Origin of the sequence: Actinokineospora terrae (genome assembly GCF_900111175.1) — a bacterium.
GTDB lineage: Bacteria > Actinomycetota > Actinomycetes > Mycobacteriales > Pseudonocardiaceae > Actinokineospora > Actinokineospora terrae.
The window spans coordinates 138,144-155,652 of record NZ_FOGI01000001.1; the positions used below are offsets into that span (position 1 = coordinate 138,144).

Annotated in this window: 14 protein-coding genes; 5 read left to right on the plus strand and 9 right to left on the minus strand. The window is 68.9% G+C overall.

The features are described from left to right. The first annotated feature begins 123 nt into the window (after nt 1-123). A complete protein-coding gene (locus BMY07_RS34015) occupies nt 124-2,022 on the plus strand; it encodes a S8 family peptidase (RefSeq protein ID WP_177215360.1) in 1,899 nt (632 codons plus the stop codon). 43 nt (nt 2,023-2,065) lie between these two features. Here BMY07_RS34015 and BMY07_RS00580 read toward each other — a convergent pair whose 3' ends face one another. Further along, nucleotides 2,066-3,997, minus strand: a complete 1,932-nt coding sequence (locus BMY07_RS00580; protein WP_177215361.1) for an Hsp70 family protein — start codon at nt 3,995-3,997, stop codon at nt 2,066-2,068. Nucleotides 3,998-4,404: 407 nt separating this feature from the next. On the opposite strand from BMY07_RS00580, the gene BMY07_RS00585 reads away from it, so the two are divergent. The 3 genes from BMY07_RS00585 to BMY07_RS00595 are packed head-to-tail and all read left to right on the plus strand — an operon-like array spanning nt 4,405 to nt 7,386. Beyond that, nucleotides 4,405-4,905 carry a histidine kinase gene (locus tag BMY07_RS00585; protein ID WP_092774403.1) on the plus strand — a complete coding sequence of 167 codons (501 nt, stop codon included), beginning with the start codon at nt 4,405-4,407 and terminating at the stop codon, nt 4,903-4,905. Beyond that, nucleotides 4,896-5,558: a response regulator transcription factor gene (locus tag BMY07_RS00590; RefSeq protein ID WP_092774404.1), complete on the plus strand. Its 663-nt coding sequence runs from the start codon at nt 4,896-4,898 to the stop codon at nt 5,556-5,558. Before BMY07_RS00585 ends, BMY07_RS00590 begins: the two co-directional genes overlap by 10 nt. Before the next feature lie 4 nt (nt 5,559-5,562). Then, a complete protein-coding gene (locus BMY07_RS00595; protein WP_092774405.1) occupies nt 5,563-7,386 on the plus strand; it encodes a sensor histidine kinase in 1,824 nt (607 codons plus the stop codon). Here BMY07_RS00595 and BMY07_RS00600 read toward each other — a convergent pair. Genes BMY07_RS00600 through BMY07_RS34020 form a run of 4 tightly spaced genes read right to left on the minus strand, consistent with a single transcriptional unit; the run spans nt 7,383 to nt 10,614 of the window. Then, nucleotides 7,383-7,973: a DUF4291 domain-containing protein gene (locus BMY07_RS00600; RefSeq protein WP_092774406.1), complete on the minus strand. Its 591-nt coding sequence runs from the start codon at nt 7,971-7,973 to the stop codon at nt 7,383-7,385. The two genes, BMY07_RS00595 and BMY07_RS00600, sit on opposite strands and share 4 nt — an antisense overlap. Before the next feature lie 48 nt (nt 7,974-8,021). Beyond that, the gene (locus BMY07_RS00605; protein ID WP_092774407.1) at nt 8,022-8,957 is read right to left on the minus strand and encodes a sensor histidine kinase; all 936 of its coding nucleotides are present in this window, start codon (nt 8,955-8,957) and stop codon (nt 8,022-8,024) included. 25 nt (nt 8,958-8,982) lie between these two features. Next, a complete protein-coding gene (locus tag BMY07_RS00610) occupies nt 8,983-10,434 on the minus strand; it encodes a protein kinase domain-containing protein (protein WP_245782104.1) in 1,452 nt (483 codons plus the stop codon). A gap of 39 nt (nt 10,435-10,473) precedes the next feature. Next, nucleotides 10,474-10,614: a hypothetical protein gene (locus BMY07_RS34020; RefSeq protein WP_177215362.1), complete on the minus strand. Its 141-nt coding sequence runs from the start codon at nt 10,612-10,614 to the stop codon at nt 10,474-10,476. 233 nt (nt 10,615-10,847) lie between these two features. Between BMY07_RS34020 and BMY07_RS00620 the strand changes: the two genes are divergently transcribed. Continuing rightward, a complete protein-coding gene (locus BMY07_RS00620; protein WP_092774409.1) occupies nt 10,848-13,592 on the plus strand; it encodes an ATP-binding protein in 2,745 nt (914 codons plus the stop codon). On the opposite strand, the gene BMY07_RS00625 is transcribed toward BMY07_RS00620, so the two are convergent. The 4 genes from BMY07_RS00625 to BMY07_RS00640 all read right to left on the minus strand — a co-directional run bounded on the left by BMY07_RS00625 (nt 13,574) and on the right by BMY07_RS00640 (nt 17,509). Then, nucleotides 13,574-14,101 carry a DUF6328 family protein gene (locus tag BMY07_RS00625; protein WP_177215363.1) on the minus strand — a complete coding sequence of 176 codons (528 nt, stop codon included), beginning with the start codon at nt 14,099-14,101 and terminating at the stop codon, nt 13,574-13,576. The genes BMY07_RS00620 and BMY07_RS00625 overlap by 19 nt on opposite strands. A 94-nt stretch (nt 14,102-14,195) precedes the next feature. Then, the gene (locus BMY07_RS00630) at nt 14,196-16,541 is read right to left on the minus strand and encodes an ATP-binding SpoIIE family protein phosphatase (RefSeq protein WP_245782105.1); all 2,346 of its coding nucleotides are present in this window, start codon (nt 16,539-16,541) and stop codon (nt 14,196-14,198) included. Beyond that, the gene (locus tag BMY07_RS00635) at nt 16,538-16,882 is read right to left on the minus strand and encodes an STAS domain-containing protein (RefSeq protein ID WP_177215364.1); all 345 of its coding nucleotides are present in this window, start codon (nt 16,880-16,882) and stop codon (nt 16,538-16,540) included. Before BMY07_RS00635 ends, BMY07_RS00630 begins: the two co-directional genes overlap by 4 nt. 117 nt (nt 16,883-16,999) lie before the next feature. Continuing rightward, nucleotides 17,000-17,509 carry an ATP-binding protein gene (locus BMY07_RS00640; protein WP_092774411.1) on the minus strand — a complete coding sequence of 170 codons (510 nt, stop codon included), beginning with the start codon at nt 17,507-17,509 and terminating at the stop codon, nt 17,000-17,002.

The following is a 17,509-nucleotide window of genomic DNA, read 5'->3' on the forward strand; positions in this document are numbered from 1 at the left end:
GATCGGCGGGTTGTGCGGCCGGACAAGGGATGTGAGCCTTGTCCGGACCGCAGCTGTTGCGCTGCGGCGTAAGGGGGAGGAATCTACTTGTACGAGCAAAAGAGGCGTAGACGGTTATCGCTTGTGGTAGTGCTCATCGCGAGCCTGTCGGTGTTGGTGCCCACCGCTTCGAGCGCGTCCAACCGTCCGGCGAAGCCGCCCACAAAGGAATCCAGCGTCATCGACGGCAGCTACATCGTCGTGTTCAAGGAAGCGCCGGGAGCGAGGTCAGCGGCCTCCACCACCGCGGCGACGGTGGCATCCCGCTATGGCGCACAATTGACGCACACCTACCGCCACGCGCTCAACGGGTTCGCGGGCCGGTTCACCGCAGACACCGCGCGCAAGATCGCCGCCGACCCGGCCGTGGCCTACGTGAGCCAAGACCTCAAGGTCAAGGCCGACGGCGTCCAGGACAACCCGCCGTGGGGCCTGGACCGCGTCGACCAGCGCGATCGGCCGGGTGACAACACCTACAACTACCCGACCAACACCGCCTCCAACGTCACCGCTTACGTCATCGACTCCGGAATCCGCACTACGCACCAGGACTTCGGCGGACGAGCGACATGGGGAACGAACACCCTCGGGGACGGCAACAACACCGACTGCGCGGGCCACGGCACGCACGTAGCGGGAACGATCGGCGGTAGCACCTACGGCGTCGCCAAGGCCATCAAGCTGATCGCGGTCAAGGTGCTCAACTGCGACGGGGACGGCACCAGCGCGTCCTTCATCGCGGGCCTGGACTGGGTGACCGCGCACCACACCACCGGCCCTGCGGTCGCCAACGTCAGCCTTGGCGCTGCCGGGACGAATCAGGCCTGGGAGGACGCCGTCCGCAACTCCATCAAGGACGGCATCGTCTACTCCATCTCCGCGGGCAACGACACCGAGGACGCCTGCAACCACACCCCGGCCCGCACGCCGGAGGCCATCACGGTCGCCGCGACCACCATCAACGACCGCTCGGCCGACTTCTCGAACTACGGCTCCTGCGTCGACATCTATGCCCCCGGTGAGAGCATCGCCTCTACCTGGAACTCCAGCGACACCGCCACCGAGATCCTCGACGGCACCTCTATGGCCGCGCCGCACGTGACCGGTGCGGTCGCGCTGCTCTTGGCCGCCGAACCGACCTTGACCCCGGCTAGGGCAGCCGAAGCCCTCCTACTCGACGCATCGACCAACCGCGTTACGGCTGCCCGCGTCAGTACACCCAATCGGCTGCTGGCTACGAACACCGGGAACCGGCCGGGCTATCCCGTAGTCGCCAACCCCGGCTTCCGAGCTGCACGCGTGGGGACCGCGTACTCGCAGACGCTCACCGCCACCGGTGGCACCGCCCCGTACAAGTGGACTGCCACGACGCTGCCCCCTGGCCTGACCATCAACCTCAACACCGGTGTCATCTCGGGCACGCCCACCACGGCCTCGAACTACAACGTCACCGTGACCACCACCGACGCAGCGAACCGCGCGCTCCCCACCACGTTCCCGATCAACGTGACCCCCGCTGCGGGCGCCTGCTCCAGCCCGGGGCAGAAGATCCTCAACGGCGGGTTCGAGTCGGGGCGGGCGTCGTGGTCCGGCGACACGCAGACCATCGGTGTCTGGAGCGGGGCCAACGCGCCGCGCACCGGCACCAGGGCCGCCGCCCTGAACGGCCACGGCGTCGACTCCGACAACATGCTCAACCAAGCCGTCGTCATCCCCGCCGGTTGTGTCCACTCGACACTGTCGTTCTACCTGAAGATCGTGACCGAGGAGACCGACCCGGTCATCTTCGACACCGTGACCGTCTGGGCCGGTAACACCGTCCTGGCCACTTACAGCAACGTCGACGCGGGCACCTTCGGCCTCAAGACCTTCCCTGTCGGCGCTTACTCCGGGCAGCCCATCGTGCTGTCCTTCGACGGAATGGAGGACTTCGCGGCCGGGACCGCGTTCGTCTTCGATGACGTCAGCCTGATCGCGTCCTAGCAGCAAGAGGGTGGCGCGGATCCCGCGCCACCCTCTTCGCGGCCTAGACGCCGGTCTTCAGGATGGTGACCGAGTCGCTGAGAGTGTTGGTCACGTAGGTCTCCCCACCGTCAGGGGACACGGCCAGGAACCACGGTTCACGCCCCACCTTGACGGTCGCGGTCACCCTGTTGCTGCCGGACTCGATGACCGACACGGTCCCCGACCCGTTGTTCGCGACATAGACATGCTTACCGTCAGGAGCTACCGCTACCGCCATCGGACGCTCGCCCACGTCGATGGTGTCGGTGACCTTCTGCGAGTCCGTGTCCACTACCGACACCGTGTTCTCGTCGAAGTTGGCTGTATAGAGGGTCTTACCGTCCGGTGACACAGCTAGACCGATGCTGCTCTTACCCACACGCACCGACCCGAGCAGCCGATGGCTCTCCAAGTCGAGGATGGTGACCTGGCTGAGCTCCACACTGACCACGTACACCCGGTTGCGGTCCACGACCAGCCCGCGTGACCCGGTCGGCGCCTTCGCGAACGGTGTCGCCACGGTCCCCTCGGACTCCAACTCCAGGATCTGCGCGGTGTCCTGATCGGGGATCAGCAGCCTCTTGCCATCCGCGGTCACGTCCGGGACGAACAGGCCCTTGCCCGCCGGAACGGTCGTGACCACCTCGTCCCGCGCGATGTCGATGACCGCGACAGCGTTGCTGGGGTTAAGAAGCGTCACGAACGCCTTGTTCCCGTTGACCGCTACGTACTGCGGTGGCGCTGACACAGGGATCGCCTTGATGACCTTCTGCGAGGCCCGGTCAATCACCGACACCGTGTTGGACACGCTGCTCGGTACATAGACCTTCGACCCCGACACGGCCACGCCGCGTGGGCGCCGACCGACACCGTTGATCGTGCCCGAGACAGTTGGCGTACCCGTGCTCGCGCCGATGATCGCCTCAGGCAGCGCTGACGACGAAGACTCGTTGGTATTGCTGGCAAAGACAGTGATGCCGCCACCGACGAGCACAGCAGCGACAACAGCCGCCGCTGGGACCAAGACCTTCCGCCGATTCACCTTCGGCCGCGGAACCGGCGACGGGATGAACGTGGGCGTTGGCGCTATCCGTCGCGCAGCGATCGCGGCGGCACCTAGGGCAACTGTGAACTTCGGATGCAGGCCGGTGCGCACAGGCCTACCGAACGCGGCAGACACCACCTGGTCCACCAACGGGATGCGGGACGACCCACCCGCCAACAACACCGCCGCGAGGTCTCTTGGCGTGAGACCCGCCGACGAGATCGTGCGGTGCAAGGCCTCCACGGTCAGGTCCACCGATGGGCGGATCATCTCGTTGAACGCCAGGCGGGTCACCACGACCTCGCGCAGACCCGACAGCAACGGCACCCGCACCGTCACGTCCGGCTCGATCGAGAGCTCCTCCTTGGCCCGCACACAGGCCGCCCTGGTCGCCGCGAGCACGGCCGCCGCCTCGGGGTCCGCCGGGTCCAGGTCGGCGAGCACCCCGCCGACCTGGGCGTCCACATGGGCGAACAGCGCCTCGTCGAAGTCCATGCCGCCCAGGCGTTCGATGCCCTCCGGCGTGCCGACGATCTCCATGCCGTCCTCGCGCGCCCGCAGGATCGTCGTGTCGAAAGTCCCACCGCCGAGGTCGTACACCGCGACGAGTTCACCGACACCCAACCGGCGCTCGGCCGCGTAGTGCGTGGCCGCCGCCTCGGGCTCGGTGACCATGATCGCGCCGGATAACCCAGCCAGGCGCGGGACCTCGTCGAAGTGCTCGCGCCGGTACGGTCCCCACACCGCCGGGCAAGTGAGCACTATCGACTCCGGCGCGGTGCCGATGGTGGCCGTCACGCGCGCGACAACCGACTTCAGTTGCGCGGCTAAGAGCGCTGCGGGGGAGTAAGGGGCACCGCCCACCACCAGCGGCGTCGGGTCACCCAACCTGCGTTTGAACCCCCGCACCAATCGGTGAGGCTCGACCCGTACCGCGTCCATCGCCGCGTCACCTGTCAGCAATGTCCCGTCAACCGACGCGTAAACAGCCGAGGGCTCAACAACTCCGTCGCGACCCAATGGCACCATTGTCGTGGTACTGGGGCCTCCGTCGGTGCGATTGGGGCCTCCGGCGGCGTGATGGGGGCCTCCGGCCGAGACACCACGACCAGTCGGACCGACTATGGCGGCTCCGGTGAAAGTGGTGCCGAGGTCGATGCCGAGGCCGTGGCCCATGGAGTTCTCCCAGTCCGCGCGGGCGACAGCCCTGCTCCGGTAGTTGACTCTATCCTCGCGCGTTCGGGTAGGGATATCCCTACCCGGCTAGAGGGCAACCCCTGTTGCCCGAACTGACACTCCGACCGCACCATGGTCCGATGAACCCGATCACGCGCTGGTGGCGGCGGGTCCGCACGGTGCGGTTGCGCCCGGTGGACCCGACCACCTGCGCGCTGCGTCGGGGACTGGAGCGCGACCTCAACGACGGCCCCGCGCAGCGGGTCGCGGCCCTGTCGGTGGAGCTAGGGTTGTTGTCCGTGGACCTCCCCGACAACCCCACGCTCAACGGGCGCATAGACGAACTCCAGGGCTCGCTCGCCGCGGTGCTCGCCGAACTGCGCGAGATCGGCGGCGCGCTCTACCCGCCCGTGCTGTCCAGCGACGGGTTCGAACCGGCGCTGCACGCGGTAGCGGAGCGCCAAGGGGTGGCCCTCGCCGTGCACAGCGACCCGGTCGACAGGGCTACCGCGGCCGCCGCGTGCCTCGCCGTCGCCGACCACCTGCGGTCCGTGCCCCGCGACACCCACGTCGACGTGCGGGTACGCCGGGGACTCGGCTCGGTGTGGGTCGACGTCACCGAGGAGCGCGTGTGCGGGTAGCCATCGCCGACGACGGCGCCCTGTTCCGCGAGGGCCTGGTCATGCTGCTGCGCGCCGCGGGCCACGAGGTCGTCGGGTCGGTCCCGGACGGCGACAAGCTGGTCGCCCTGGTGGCCACCGACCCGGTCGACGTCGCCATCCTCGACATCCGCATGCCGCCCGAGCCGGACGGCGGCCTGGCCACCGCCGAACGGGTCCGGGCGCTGCGGCCCGAGACCGGCCTGCTCCTGCTGTCGCACTACGCCGAGACGCACTACCTGATGCGGGTCCTGGAGATCGGCACCGAGGGCGTCGGGTACCGGCTCAAGGAGAAGGTCGCGGGCGTCCAGGTCCTCGACGACACCCTCACCCGGCTCGCCGACGGCGAGATCGTGATCGAACCGTCGCTGGCCAAGCGGCTGGTGGAGCGGCCCGCGGGCGGCGCGGGACCGGTCGGGGCGCTCAGCGAACGCGAGCACGACGTGCTGCGGCTCATGGCGGAGGGGCGCACCAACAACGCCATCGCGGGCGAGCTGTTCATCTCCGCGAAAGCCGTGGAGAAGCACATCGCGGCCATCTTCACCAAGCTCGACCTGCCCGGCGACCCCAGCGTCCACCACCGCAGGGTCCTCGCCGTGCTGGCGTACCTGCGGGCCAGGCGGATCGACGGGTAGCGGCGTGGGTTTCGAGGCGCTGATCCGCGACCTGGCCGAGTCGACCGGCCACGCCGCCGCCTACTACGCCCCGGACGGCGACGGGCTGACCCTTGTCGCCTCTTGGCCAGGTTCCGCCGCGCCCGCCGACCGCATAGAGGCGATCCCGGGTGTTGTGGAGCGTGTCCCCAGCGGGGGAGCGGTAGCGCTATCGGATGCAGGTCCGGGCGACCAGGAGCGGTTACGCCGAACAGCGCACCGGATCGCTCTGCTGGCTGCGGACGAACGGCTCCGCGCGGAACGCGAGCGGCTCACCGAGCGGGTCCAGGTACTAGAGGCCGACGCGCGCGCCGCACGGGAGAGGCTTGCCGAGGTACGTGACCTTGAGCGTCGGCGGATCGCGGGGGCACTGACCTCGGTCACGACCCGTGAGTTCACCGACCTGCGGTCCTTACTGGCAGACCTGGACCACGCCGGTAGCGATACCGCGCGCGCGTTGACGTCGTTCCGTACCGCGCTTGACGACGTGATCGACCGTTTCCGGACCGTGGTTCGCGGCGTGCACCCGGCGATGCTGCCCGAGCGTGGACCGCTTGCCGCGCTTGAGGAACTGGCCGCTGACCTTCCACGCCCCGTCCACTTCGCTGGTGATCTGGGGCGCCGGGTGGGGTGGGAGGTCGAGTCCGGGATCTACCACGCTGCTGCTGCCGTGATGTCGCTGCTGGCCGAGGGGACCTCGCACGAACCTGTCGGGGTGGCACTGTCGCGTGCGAACGGTGCGTTGACGCTGACTTTCACGGATAGCACTCCCCGGCTGACTGCGGCGGAACTGCGCGGGGCGCTGAAGGACGACGCGGACCGGTTGGCCGCTTTCGGTGGCGTGCTGGATACCTGGGTGGCCAACGGGCGGGCTCTTGTCCGGATCTGGCTGCCAGAGCGTCTGGACGGAACGGCTGTCGTTGCGCCTGCCTACGCCGAGGGGACCCTCTTGGCCCGAGTGCGTGACCTGGTGACTACGGCGGTGCGGGAGTCCGTGGCGGGTTGGGCCGAGATCGCCGACCGCCTCGACCAGCCGCCTACGGTCGCGTTGGTGGACTCTTCCCGCGCGGTCGAACTCCTCACCGGGTACGCCTTCGCCGCGGACGGCGCCATCACCTGGTACGTCCACGGCCGCACCCGCGACGTCACCTTCCACCGACCGGGCCTGCCACCGGTGACCACTCCGGTCTCCGTCGCGGGCATCACCCGCCCTGCTGACGCGGACCGGCTCGTGATCCGGTGGCCTGCGGACATCCTGCGCCACATGACTTTGGTGGACGTGCCCGCGCTACCGACCGCGGTATCCGGCTACGACGTCGTCGTCCTCTCGCGGCCAGACCCCACCTTCCTCCGCACCTTCCGCGACAAGGTCGACATCATCGTCGGCACCGAAGACCTCCCCAGCCTCTTACGCCGCCGCGTCATAGAACGAGCCGACCTCATCACCGCCCGCTCAGTCCTAGCCGCCGCGCGCAGAGCCCCCCGCCCCGAACCCCTGGCCCGCCTCTTAGACCGCATCGAGGCTGACGCCCATGAGCTTGCCGAGCTCGCGCTGCTCAACGAGCTGGAAACCGGCCTCCTCACCCTCCCCATAGACGCCGAACGCCTCCTAGGCGCCAACGGCCGCGCCCCCCACATCCGCCTAGGCCTCCCCGCCACAGCCCCCCTCGACGAGATCCACCACACCGCCACCACAGCCACCGCCATTTGGCGCACCCGCGCAAGCAACCCCGCCACCAGCCCCCACCACCGCGACGCCTGCCTGATCCTGGTCCGAACCTGCGAAGGCCTGTCGCTGCTCCGCTCTTAACGCAGGTGAGCCATCAGGCTGTCGTCCATGAGGTAAGGGCGCTCGACGGGTAGAAGGCGCTGCGCGGTCTCTAGGTCGTCGTTCTTCACGTGGCCGTGGATCGTGTGGGCAAGCGCCGTGACATCGGTGATAGAGACAATCCAGTTGTCCGCGTAGCGGCGTGTGGCCTCTCCCGCTAGCCCCAGCTGGAGCGAGCGGTGGGGGAGGGGCCGTAGGTGGAAGTCGCGCTCCGGATCCCACTGGACCCGCGCGGGGGAATCCTTCAGCTGACGGCGCCAGGCGTCGTGGTCGGCGTGGAGCCCGGCCTCGAAGTGTGCGAGGCAGGCGTGTTCGAGTGCCCACTCGAACCCATCGCGAGTGATCTCCACCGCGAGCACGACCTCTTGGTCTTCCCTGGCGCCCCAACCGCAGCGGTACATCATCCAGAGGAACGACGGTTTGATCCACGTCATCCGGTCCCGCTTCCACGCCGCGGGAAAGCGACCTTCCTTCGCGGCAGGCAGGCCGATCACCGGCGCGTAAGCCTGGTAGACGGTCACCGTTGACTCGGTATGGACCGCGCGAATCTCGAACTTCGGTTCTTGCATGGGGTAAGAGTCGGCGATGGGTGCACTACAGCGCCAACAGTTTTAGGCTCACGTCGGGATGAAGCCCGCGATCGTGGTGCCGTTGCCCAGGCCTGAGTCCACTCGGACTGTGCCGCCGATGGCGGTTAGGCGGGTTGTGAGGTTTACCAGGCCGTTTCCGGTGCTGGTGCGGCTCATCTCGAAGCCGGGGCCGTTGTCGCGGACGGAGAAGTGGAGGCCGTCTGGGGCGGGGTGGAGGCGGACGTCGATGGCGGCGCCCACGGCGTGTTTGTGGGCGTTGTTGACGGCTTCCAGGCAGACGAAGTAGACGGCTGTCTCGACGGGGGCTGGGTAGCGGGGCAGGTCGGCCGAGACGTCGAGGTGGACGTCGCTGTGTGGGGCCAGTTCGGCGCCTAGGGCGGCCACCAGGCCCTTGGTGAGAGCTGGGGGCAGGATTCCCGCCGCCGTGCGCACCAGGCTCTCCTGGGCGGCGTCCAGGCGGCCGGAGAGGGTCGGGAGGAGCCCCGGGTCGTGCTCGGCGACCGCGACGGCCATCCGGAGGGCCACAAGGTGGTGCTGGGTGCCGTCGTGCAAATCGCGTTCGATGCGGCGGCGCTCGGTGTCCATCTCGGCCGCGGCGCGCCACCGGCCATCAGCCAGGTCCGCGATCGCGGCATGGCCGCGGCGACGCAGTCCGTCGACCTCGCGGGTGAGCCGGATCAGATCGATCACGGGAGCCAGGACGGCAGCCACTGAGCCCAACCGGCTGCGGGTAGGGCGAACGCGCAAGTCAGCGCCAGGGGAGATCACCGCGCGGAACCCGGCACCGCCCGCGCCCCACGCGTAGCGGACACCGTCCAGCCGTAGTTCGCACCCATCGGCCCCCAGAGCGATGCCCACCGCTTCCGCGACCGCCTCCGGGCGCGGATCCCGCTCCCCGACAACGGTGGCGACGGCGGCTAGGACGACATCTGCCGCCGGGTCACCGTGATCACGCCGCGCCACCCTGTCACGGTACCCGCACGGATCGTCAGACGGGACGGCTGCTCAGCACCGTCGACTGGTCGATCTTCCACTGACCCCCGGCGTTAACCAGCACGTAACGGTGCACCTCCCGCACGGACCGGCCATCGGCGAACCGGTAGTCGATGGTCGCCTTCAGGGTGTTCTCGCCGATGGACGACACATCCGAGATCCGCACATCGCGAACCGAGCCCCAGAAGTTCTGATAGCCGCCGAACCCGCCTGCCGGGTAACGCTGGAACTTCTCGGTCAGCCGCTCCCACCCCTTGTCGAGGCCGGCGGGCATCAGGCCGTAGTAGTCCGTAAGCGCTGTCGCCGGGTCGCCCGGTGTCGGCGCTACCGGGTTGACCGCTGGAGGGACCGTCGTGGTCGGCTCCGCAGTCGTAGGCTGAGCCGTCGTCGGCTGCGCCGTAGGCGGCGGAGCTTGAGTGGAATCCGGGGGAGAGGTCGGCGCCGCGACTCCAGACGCCTGGTCGTCGAGCAGGGCTAGAGCGGCGACAGTCCCACCCGCCAACACCGCGAGCGCGACCAGGACAACCAGCGCGGACTTCCGACGCCGCCGCGCCTCGACCTGGACCGGCGGTTCGACCAACATCGTCTCGGCCTGTACTGGCTCGACCGGTGCCAACTGCTGCGTGGGCACGAACGCGATGGGATCGTGTTCGACGGCATCAAGCGCGTCACGGACCTCAGCCATCGTCGGTCGCGCGGCAGGATCTACGTCCAGCATGCGCAGCAACAGCGGCGTCAGAGCGCCCGCGCGGGTAGGAGGCTCAAACACACCTGTCGAGACCCGGTAGAGCAAGGCGATGGGATTGTCGTCCCGCCCAAACGGCGGCACGCCCTCAACGGCGGCATAGAGCGTCGCACCAAGTGAGAACACGTCCGACGCGAAGGTGGCTACATCGCCCCGAGCGACCTCCGGAGCCAGATAGGCCGGTGTGCCCTTGACCGTCGAGGTAGCGGTAACAGCCGAATCGGCGGCTAAACGGGAGATTCCGAAATCGGTGATCTTGACCCGCTCGTCCTCACCCAGCAACACGTTGCCCGGCTTGACATCCCGGTGCACGATCCCGGCCTCATGCGCGGCGGCTAAAGCGGCCGCGATAGCGAAACCCACGCGCGCAGCTTCCTCCGGGGACAGTGGCCCCGTGGACGCCAACGCGGCAGACAGGCTTGTCGACGGCAGGTACTCCATGACCAGACAGGGATTGCCGTCGTCGTCAGTCACGTCGTACACGGTGATGGCGCCAGGGTGCTGCAGCCTGGCCGCGATCCGGCCTTCCCGCATCGCCAGCCGCGTCACGCGCTCCGCCTCGGGTCCCACCGGGACCCGCATGCGCTTGACCGCCACCGTCCGGTGGAGTCGTTCGTCGTAGGCCCGCCACACCTCGCCCATGCCGCCGCTGCCCAGTGGCTCGACCAGACGGTAGCGCCCGGAAACCAGTCGCTCAGTCACTCAGAGGTGTTTACCCGCGTGGGCGAGGCGTGAAACGGGCTAGTTGTGCGTCATGCCCGGCGTGGAGTTGTGCGTCATACCGGGGTCGGTGCCCGCGGACGCCGGGGCTGCGATGATCGCCCCGACGACGAGCGCCGCGGCGGCGACGAGGGCGGCGAGAAGGGAACGCTTGGCGCGCATGGGGTTCTCCGTCGGTCGGCCGTCCGGCCGGTGCGGCCCGGACGGGCTGTGCACGGTGTGGAGCGCACCGATGGTCGCAACGCCACGCCACGGTGGCGCCACGCCAGCGCCAACGACCGGTGAATGCGCGCGTAACCCCAGGCGACCACGGTGCGTGAGCTGCGGCTAGGCCATTGGGCTCGACGTACCCACGGATGATTGTTTACCTTTCGTTCACCTTCTAGCCTGACCTGATGTCCGTTGGCCACGTCCGGCAGCGACGTCGCCTCGACGCCGCGGTCGACGCCATGCGCGCCGGACGGGGACGGGCGCTGCTGGTCGAGGGCGAGCCGGGGATCGGCAAGACCACCTTGGTGCGCGCGGCCACGAATCGAGCCGAATCGCTCGGTTATGTCATCAAGTGGGGTTACGGCGACGAGCTCGGCCAAGACCTACCGCTCTTACCGGTGCTGGACGCCCTGCGCGGTGACGACCCCAGGCTCGCTTCCGCTGACCGGCTCCTGCGCGGTGAGACCGGCGCGTCGGACCCTGTCGCCGCGGCGTCCCGCCAACTTCAGGCCATCATCACCGACCTGTGCGCCGCCACACCGACCGTGTTGGTCATAGACGACCTCCAGTGGGCAGATCGCGCTACCGCCGCCCTCTGGTGCCGCCTGGCCAGGCTCGCGCGTGACCTGCCGCTACTGGTCCTCGGAATGACCCGACTGGCGCCGCGTGGCACCGAGCTGCTCGCCATCAGACGCGCCGCGGGCCCCGGCGTCGTCCCACTCGACAGACTCGACGACGACGCCGTCACCACACTCGTCGGCGACCTCGCGGGCGGTGCCCCCGGAACCCGCCTGCTCGCGTTGGCCGATGGTGCCGCGGGAAACCCGTTGTACTTGACCGAACTCGTTGAAGCTCTCCGCAGATCCGGCGCCATCACGGCACAAGCGGGCGAGGCAGAACTAACAGCGGATCTCGCCCCGGGTTCACTGGGTGCCGCTATCGCCCACCGTTTGGACTTCCTGCCCGAGCGAGTTCGAGCGGTACTCGGCGCGGCAGCACTACTTGGTGTCGAGTTCGATCCCGCCGATGTTGCCGGTGTACTCGGAGAGCGCGTCACCGACGTGATCGACGCGTTGGAGGAAGCGCGCGCGGCCGGAGTCTTGCGTGAATCGGCCGACAGGCTTGCCTTCCGCCACCCATTGATCCGCTCCGCGATCCACGACGACCTACCAGTTGCGGTTAGAGCCGTCCTCCACCGCGACGCAGCCGTTGCCCTGGCTGGTTCTGGCGCTCCAATCAGACGCATCGCGCGGCAATATCTGCGCGCGGTAGATCTGTCAGGCACCGCCCGACTCGACGCGTGGTCCACGGCCTGGCTCGTCGAGGCCGCGCCCGCGTTGATCGCCCAGTCGCCGTCGATGGCCGTCCGACTCCTCGACCGGGCCGTCCGTGGGGATGGCGGGCCTCTTGCCGCCAGGCTGGCTGACGCCCGCTACCGCATGGGTGACGCCAGCGGCGCCGAGGAAGTCGCCAACCGCGCGTTAGCGGTAACGACGGACCCTGACCTCATCGTCGACCTGCACTGGACGCTCGCGCAGTGCCGAGCACTGACCGGTCGCTCTCGTGAGTCTCTTGCAGCGCTCGCCGACGCCAGCACCGACCTACCTGATCGACACCGGGCACGCCTGTTAGTGCTGACTGCTCGCGCGCACCGTGACCTCGGGGAAGTCGAACTGGCCGGTGTGGTTGCCGCTCGCGCGTTGGCTGCCGCCGAGGAGGACCGGTGGACCATCGGATGGGCGCTGCACGTGCTCACCGTCGTGTCCGTCATGCGCGGGGACGTCGCTGCGGCGCTTCCCCTGTTCGACCGGGCGCTCGCGGTCACCGACGCCCACCCGGCCTTACTCGACCTCAGGCTCTTACTGCAGATCAACCAGGCGGTCGCGCTCGGCGATGTAGACCGCTACCCCGAGGCCATCGCTGCCGCCACGGCGGTCCGCACGCTCGCCGAAGAGGCAGGTGGGTTGATCCGGCTCGCGCAGTCGCACAGTGCCCTCGGGGAGCTGTTGTTCGACGTCGGCCGATGGGACGACGCGCTGACCGAGGTGACCGCGCTACCCGACGAGGTCAAGGACCCGGGCGTGGCCTGCTGCGACCACGGCATCGCCGCGCTGATCGCGTTCCACCGCGGTGATCCCGACGCGGGCGTCGCCCACCTCGCGGCGGCGGCCGAACCGGCCAAGGGCATCGGTAACCGGGTGATCGGCTCGTTGGCGCTGGCCAAGGCACTCGACCGTGAGAGACGTGGGCAGCCCGACCGCGCGCTGGCGGGGCTGCTGGGATGCCTCTCGGAGTCAGCACAAGAGCTTGAGGAGATGGAAGATCTCCTGCCCGAGACAGTCCGTCTCGCGTTGCTGCTTGGTGATCTCACCGCGGCCGAGTACACGGCTGGGCTGGCGGAGAAGGTCGACGAACCGGTGTCGCACCGCCTTGGAGCGGCGGCTCTCTGTCGAGGACTCATCGACCGTGACCCGGCAGCGCTGACTCGCGCCAGTGAGCACTACCTCGCAGCGGGGCGGCCGTTCGCGCGTGGGCGAGCGCTGCACGCCGCTGCGATCGCCTGGGCCGAGGCCGAGGATTCTGTGTCAGCTCGGGCAGCCTTCACCGCCGCTGACGACCTCTACGAGACACTCGGCGCGGCCTGGGACGCCGCAGGTATGCGATCCGCGCTGCACGCGCACGGCATCCGTCGCGGACCGAGAGTGCGCCACCGTGTCGAACGCACCGGATGGAGCAGCCTGACACCGGCCGAGGCAAGAGTGGCCGCGTTGGTCGCACAAGGACTGTCCAATCCGGCCATAGCCGACCGCTTGGTGCTCTCGCGGCGAACCGTGGCCACACATGTCTCGCACATCCTCGCGAAACTGGGCATGGCCTCCCGGACCGATATCGCCAGGGAGGCCGCCGCCCACTACCGCGCGTCGGGTTGACCCGCGTCCGGGTGACCCGACTGCGGCCGGCCAGCCGGTGACTGGCTCGGGTGCCGCCGCCCGTGCCGCCTGCTCACCATCGGCACGACGAACCACCACACCAGGAACCACGTCACCGTCCCCATCGTCAGCCACACCGCCTGCCGGGTGCCCAGCACCACGTCCAGGATCAGCAGCATCGACGCGCCGAGGGAGAGCACGAGGAAACCCAGTCCGCACAGGGTGAACCACCCCGTCGCGGTCACCAGGTGGCTCTTGAGCCTGCGGCGGAACACGAGCCGGTGGAACGGAGCGGGGGCGATCAGCAAGGCGGTCGCCGCCGCCCCGAGCAGGAGAGCGACAACGTAGACGGTGCGCTGGAACTCGGTGATCTCGGGAAAGCGCGGCGTGAACGCCAACGCGAGCAGGAAGGCCAAGAGGAACTGCACCCCGGTCTGCGCGACGCGGATCTCTTGCAGCATCTCACCGTAGTTGCGTGTGAGGCGTTGGTGCGGTGTTTCGACGGTCATCGCTCGTCTCCAGGGTTGGTTTGTCCTGGTATGAGCTTGTCGTTCCGCGCCGAACGAGACATCCGTTGACTGACGGACATGGGAAGGCGAGGAGCTAGCCGCGGCGCGGTAGGGCTATCTCAGCCCACACCAACTTCCCGTCGTAGGTCGAGCGTGTGCCCCAACGGGTCGCGAACGACTCGACGATGTGGAGACCGCGGTGGTGTTCGTCGTCCAGCGCGGCGGGGAGCGTACGCGGCTGGGTGTAGCCGTGGTCGCTGACGTCGATGCTCAGACCACGCGCGTCCACGTGCAGTCGCAGGACCGCGGGGGAGCCGGTGTGCTTGATCGCGTTGGTGACCAACTCGCTGGTGATCGTGACGGCGCGGTCGGTCAACGCCGCAAGCCCCCACAGCTCCAGGTGCTCGGTGGTGAAGGACCGCGCTCGCGCGGCCGCGTCCGGCAGCGTGTCGAGCACGAGCGTGCTGACCCGGCGGTTGTTGCCCTCGTTCCGCACGTACAGCAGCGCCACGTCGTCCGCGTGCGCGTCCGCTGTCATGCGCGTGATCAGAGCGTCCAGCTCCTCGCCGTCAGCGGGCATCTCGCGGACAGCCTCAGCGAGCGCGTCGATCCCCTCGTTGAGGTAACCGTTCCTGGTCTCCACCAAGCCGTCTGTGTAGAGGACAAGCCGGGCGCCCACGGGGAACTCGATCTGCCGCTGCCCGAAGTTGGTGCCAACACCGAGCGGCATGCCCAACGTCTGCCCGATCAGCGACGACACGCCCTCCGGCGATACGTACACCGCAGGCGGATGACCCGCACTGGAGAAGGTAAGCGTGCCGTCAGCGGGATCGTGCACCGCGTAGAGGCACGTGATGAAATCCGCGTCCGGTGTCGCTATCGCCAGCTCGGAACTGTTGCGCAGCACCTCAGACGGAGGCAGGTCCAGCAACGCGTAAGACCGAACCGCTGTCCGGATCTGGCCCATGACCGCTGCCGCTGCCACACCGCGTCCGGCGACGTCACCGATGACGAACGCCGTTCGCCCTACCGGCAACGAGATCACGTCGAACCAGTCGCCACCCACCTCCGCACCTGTCGAGGCGGGCAGGTAGCGCGAGAGGACGCGTAGACCCGGTGTGGCGGGGATCGTCGGCAGCATGCTGCGGGCCAACTCGGTGGCCATGAACCGCTGCCGGGAGAACAGACGCGCGTTGTCCAACGCGATCGCGCTGTAACCGGCGATGCCCTCCGCCAACTGCTCGTGCCGCGCGGTGAACTGATCAGGCTCGGAGTGCCCGAAGAAGAAGCCGCCCAGCACCTCGCCGGAAGACGGTGAGATCACCGGCACCGCGAGGTAGCTGCACACGGGCAGATGACCTTCCGGCATCCCGTGGTACGGCGGGTTGTCCCCGTAGCGCGGGTCGGCGGTGATGTCGGGGGAGCGCATGGTGCCCACGCCGTTGAACGTCTGCGCGAACACCTTGGTGTTGCGCGGCATGGGGAACTTCTCGAACGCCGCCCTCGGCACGCCTGAGAGCGTGAACAGCGTGTAAGACTCGCCGTAGGAGTCCACGAGGTTGTAGAAGAACGCGCCGAACTCCGCGCCCGTGGCCTTCGTCGCCGCGTCGGTGGCGTCCTGCACCAACGCGTCCAGGTCCAGCTGCGCGGTCAACCGCCGCCCTACGACCTGCAGCGTGTCCACGAGGTCCGCCGTCGCGCGGAGTTGGTCGACGGCCTCTTCGAGAGCGTTGGCCTGGTCGCGAGAGGCCCGCTCCAGGGTGGTCAGGTGCTGGCGCAGCGCGTCCCGCTCGGCGGGCACCTCGGCGCCGTGCGCGAGCAACCCGACCCGCAGCCCGATCGCGACCGCCGTGAACTGCTCGGCGGTGCTCACCGGGATCGCCACACGCGAGTACAGCACCACGGCGAAGGGCGTCCCACCCGGCAGCACCCCGCCGAACCCGAGCACCGACTCGATGTCGTGCGTGGTGACCAACACCTGGTCGTTGATGTAGCGGCTGCCGCGAGCCACCGGCACGTGGAACACACCGAACCCGTTGCCGTCACCGCCGCCGTTGAGGATGTCCTCGGGAGTCAGACCGAACTCGCGAGTCATGGCCGCCATCATCGGCATCGACTCGAACTCCTCGACCGGAGGCAGCGTGCGCACTCGGGGAGTGTCGGACTCCGTGCCCGCCTCCAGCACCAGGTACTTGGCGCCCGCGTCCATCCCCAGTTCCGCGCCGGAGCGGATGGTGAGCAGCCGCACCACCGGCAGCACCGACCCGGCCGGGTCGGTGAAGCACTCGCGCAGCCGGGTCACCACCGCGCGCGCCGCCGAGGTGAAGTCCGGGGCCAGTTCCGCGAGTCTGCGCAGGTCGGCGGCGGTGCGGACCATGTCCGAGAGGTCGAACCGGGTGATGTCGTAGGTCCGCCCGTCCGGCACCCGGCTCGGGCTCACCTGGCGTCCGTCCCCGGCACCTCGTCGACGATGCTGAACAGCCGGTCCAGCGCGGTCGCGGTGATCGTCGCCCCCACCTGCGGGCGCAGCGCGGCGAGCGTCAGCGTCCCCTCGGCGGCCACGGCCGCCTTGTGCAGCCGCACCAGCGCGCTGAGGCCGCTGGAGTCGCAGAAGGACAACCTGCCCAGGTCGAGCACCACGGCCCGCCCGCTGTCCACGACCGGCGCCGCCACCCGCAGCAGCTCCGGGGTCGTGCCGAAGTCGAGCTGGCCGACCACGGACACCACCACCGCCGCCGCGCGCTCGTCCACCGTGATCGCCAGCGGTGCCGGTTCACCCACGCCAGGCTCCTTCCGCCAGCTCACCCGGGTGCAGAGCGTAGCCTCGAACATCGCCGCTCCGCACGAAGACCGCGTTCACGCCCCCGCCGAGCAGCGTAGGCGCACCACCGCCCGCAGTCATCGCTGGTCTTGCTCCGTAATCTCGTCGACCACGGTGTTCAGGGCCTGGGTAGCGTCAACGGGAATGGCGCCCAAGCCCGCTACCTCGGCCTGGTAGCGCGGCCGCCAGTCGCGGAGCCACGCGCGTTGACCTGGACTACGGCCGAAGTCGTGGTCGCGGTGCGGGTAGTCCAGCCGGGACAGCATCGTGGCCTCGTCGATGACCAGCAGGTAGGCCCGGTCGAACCGCGGCCAGGCCTTACCGACGTTGCCCGCGTTACCGCACACGTACAGCGTTCCCGGGCGCGCGGCGAGTTCGTCGAGCAGCGACAAGTCCCATGACCAGTCGTGCTCGGAGAGCCATTCGAAGGTGGTGTCGTCGGGCAGCTCGACAGGGCGCCCGTCGCGGTCGAGCCACATCGCCAACGCCGTGTCAGCGTCCACGGCCACCAGCCCACGGCGCGTCAGTTCGGCCGCGACGGACGTCTTACCCGAGCCGGAGCACCCGGTCACCAGCACGATTCCCAC

Coding starts and splice junctions, on each gene's coding strand:
- BMY07_RS00625 (WP_177215363.1), bottom strand. CDS start 14,101: ATGACCGTCGAAACACCGCACCAACGCCTCACACGCAACTACGGTGAG.
- BMY07_RS34020 (WP_177215362.1), bottom strand. CDS start 10,614: ATGCGCGCCAAGCGTTCCCTTCTCGCCGCCCTCGTCGCCGCCGCGGCG.
- BMY07_RS00585 (WP_092774403.1), top strand. CDS start 4,405: ATGAACCCGATCACGCGCTGGTGGCGGCGGGTCCGCACGGTGCGGTTG.
- BMY07_RS00620 (WP_092774409.1), top strand. CDS start 10,848: ATGTCCGTTGGCCACGTCCGGCAGCGACGTCGCCTCGACGCCGCGGTC.
- BMY07_RS00600 (WP_092774406.1), bottom strand. CDS start 7,973: ATGCAAGAACCGAAGTTCGAGATTCGCGCGGTCCATACCGAGTCAACG.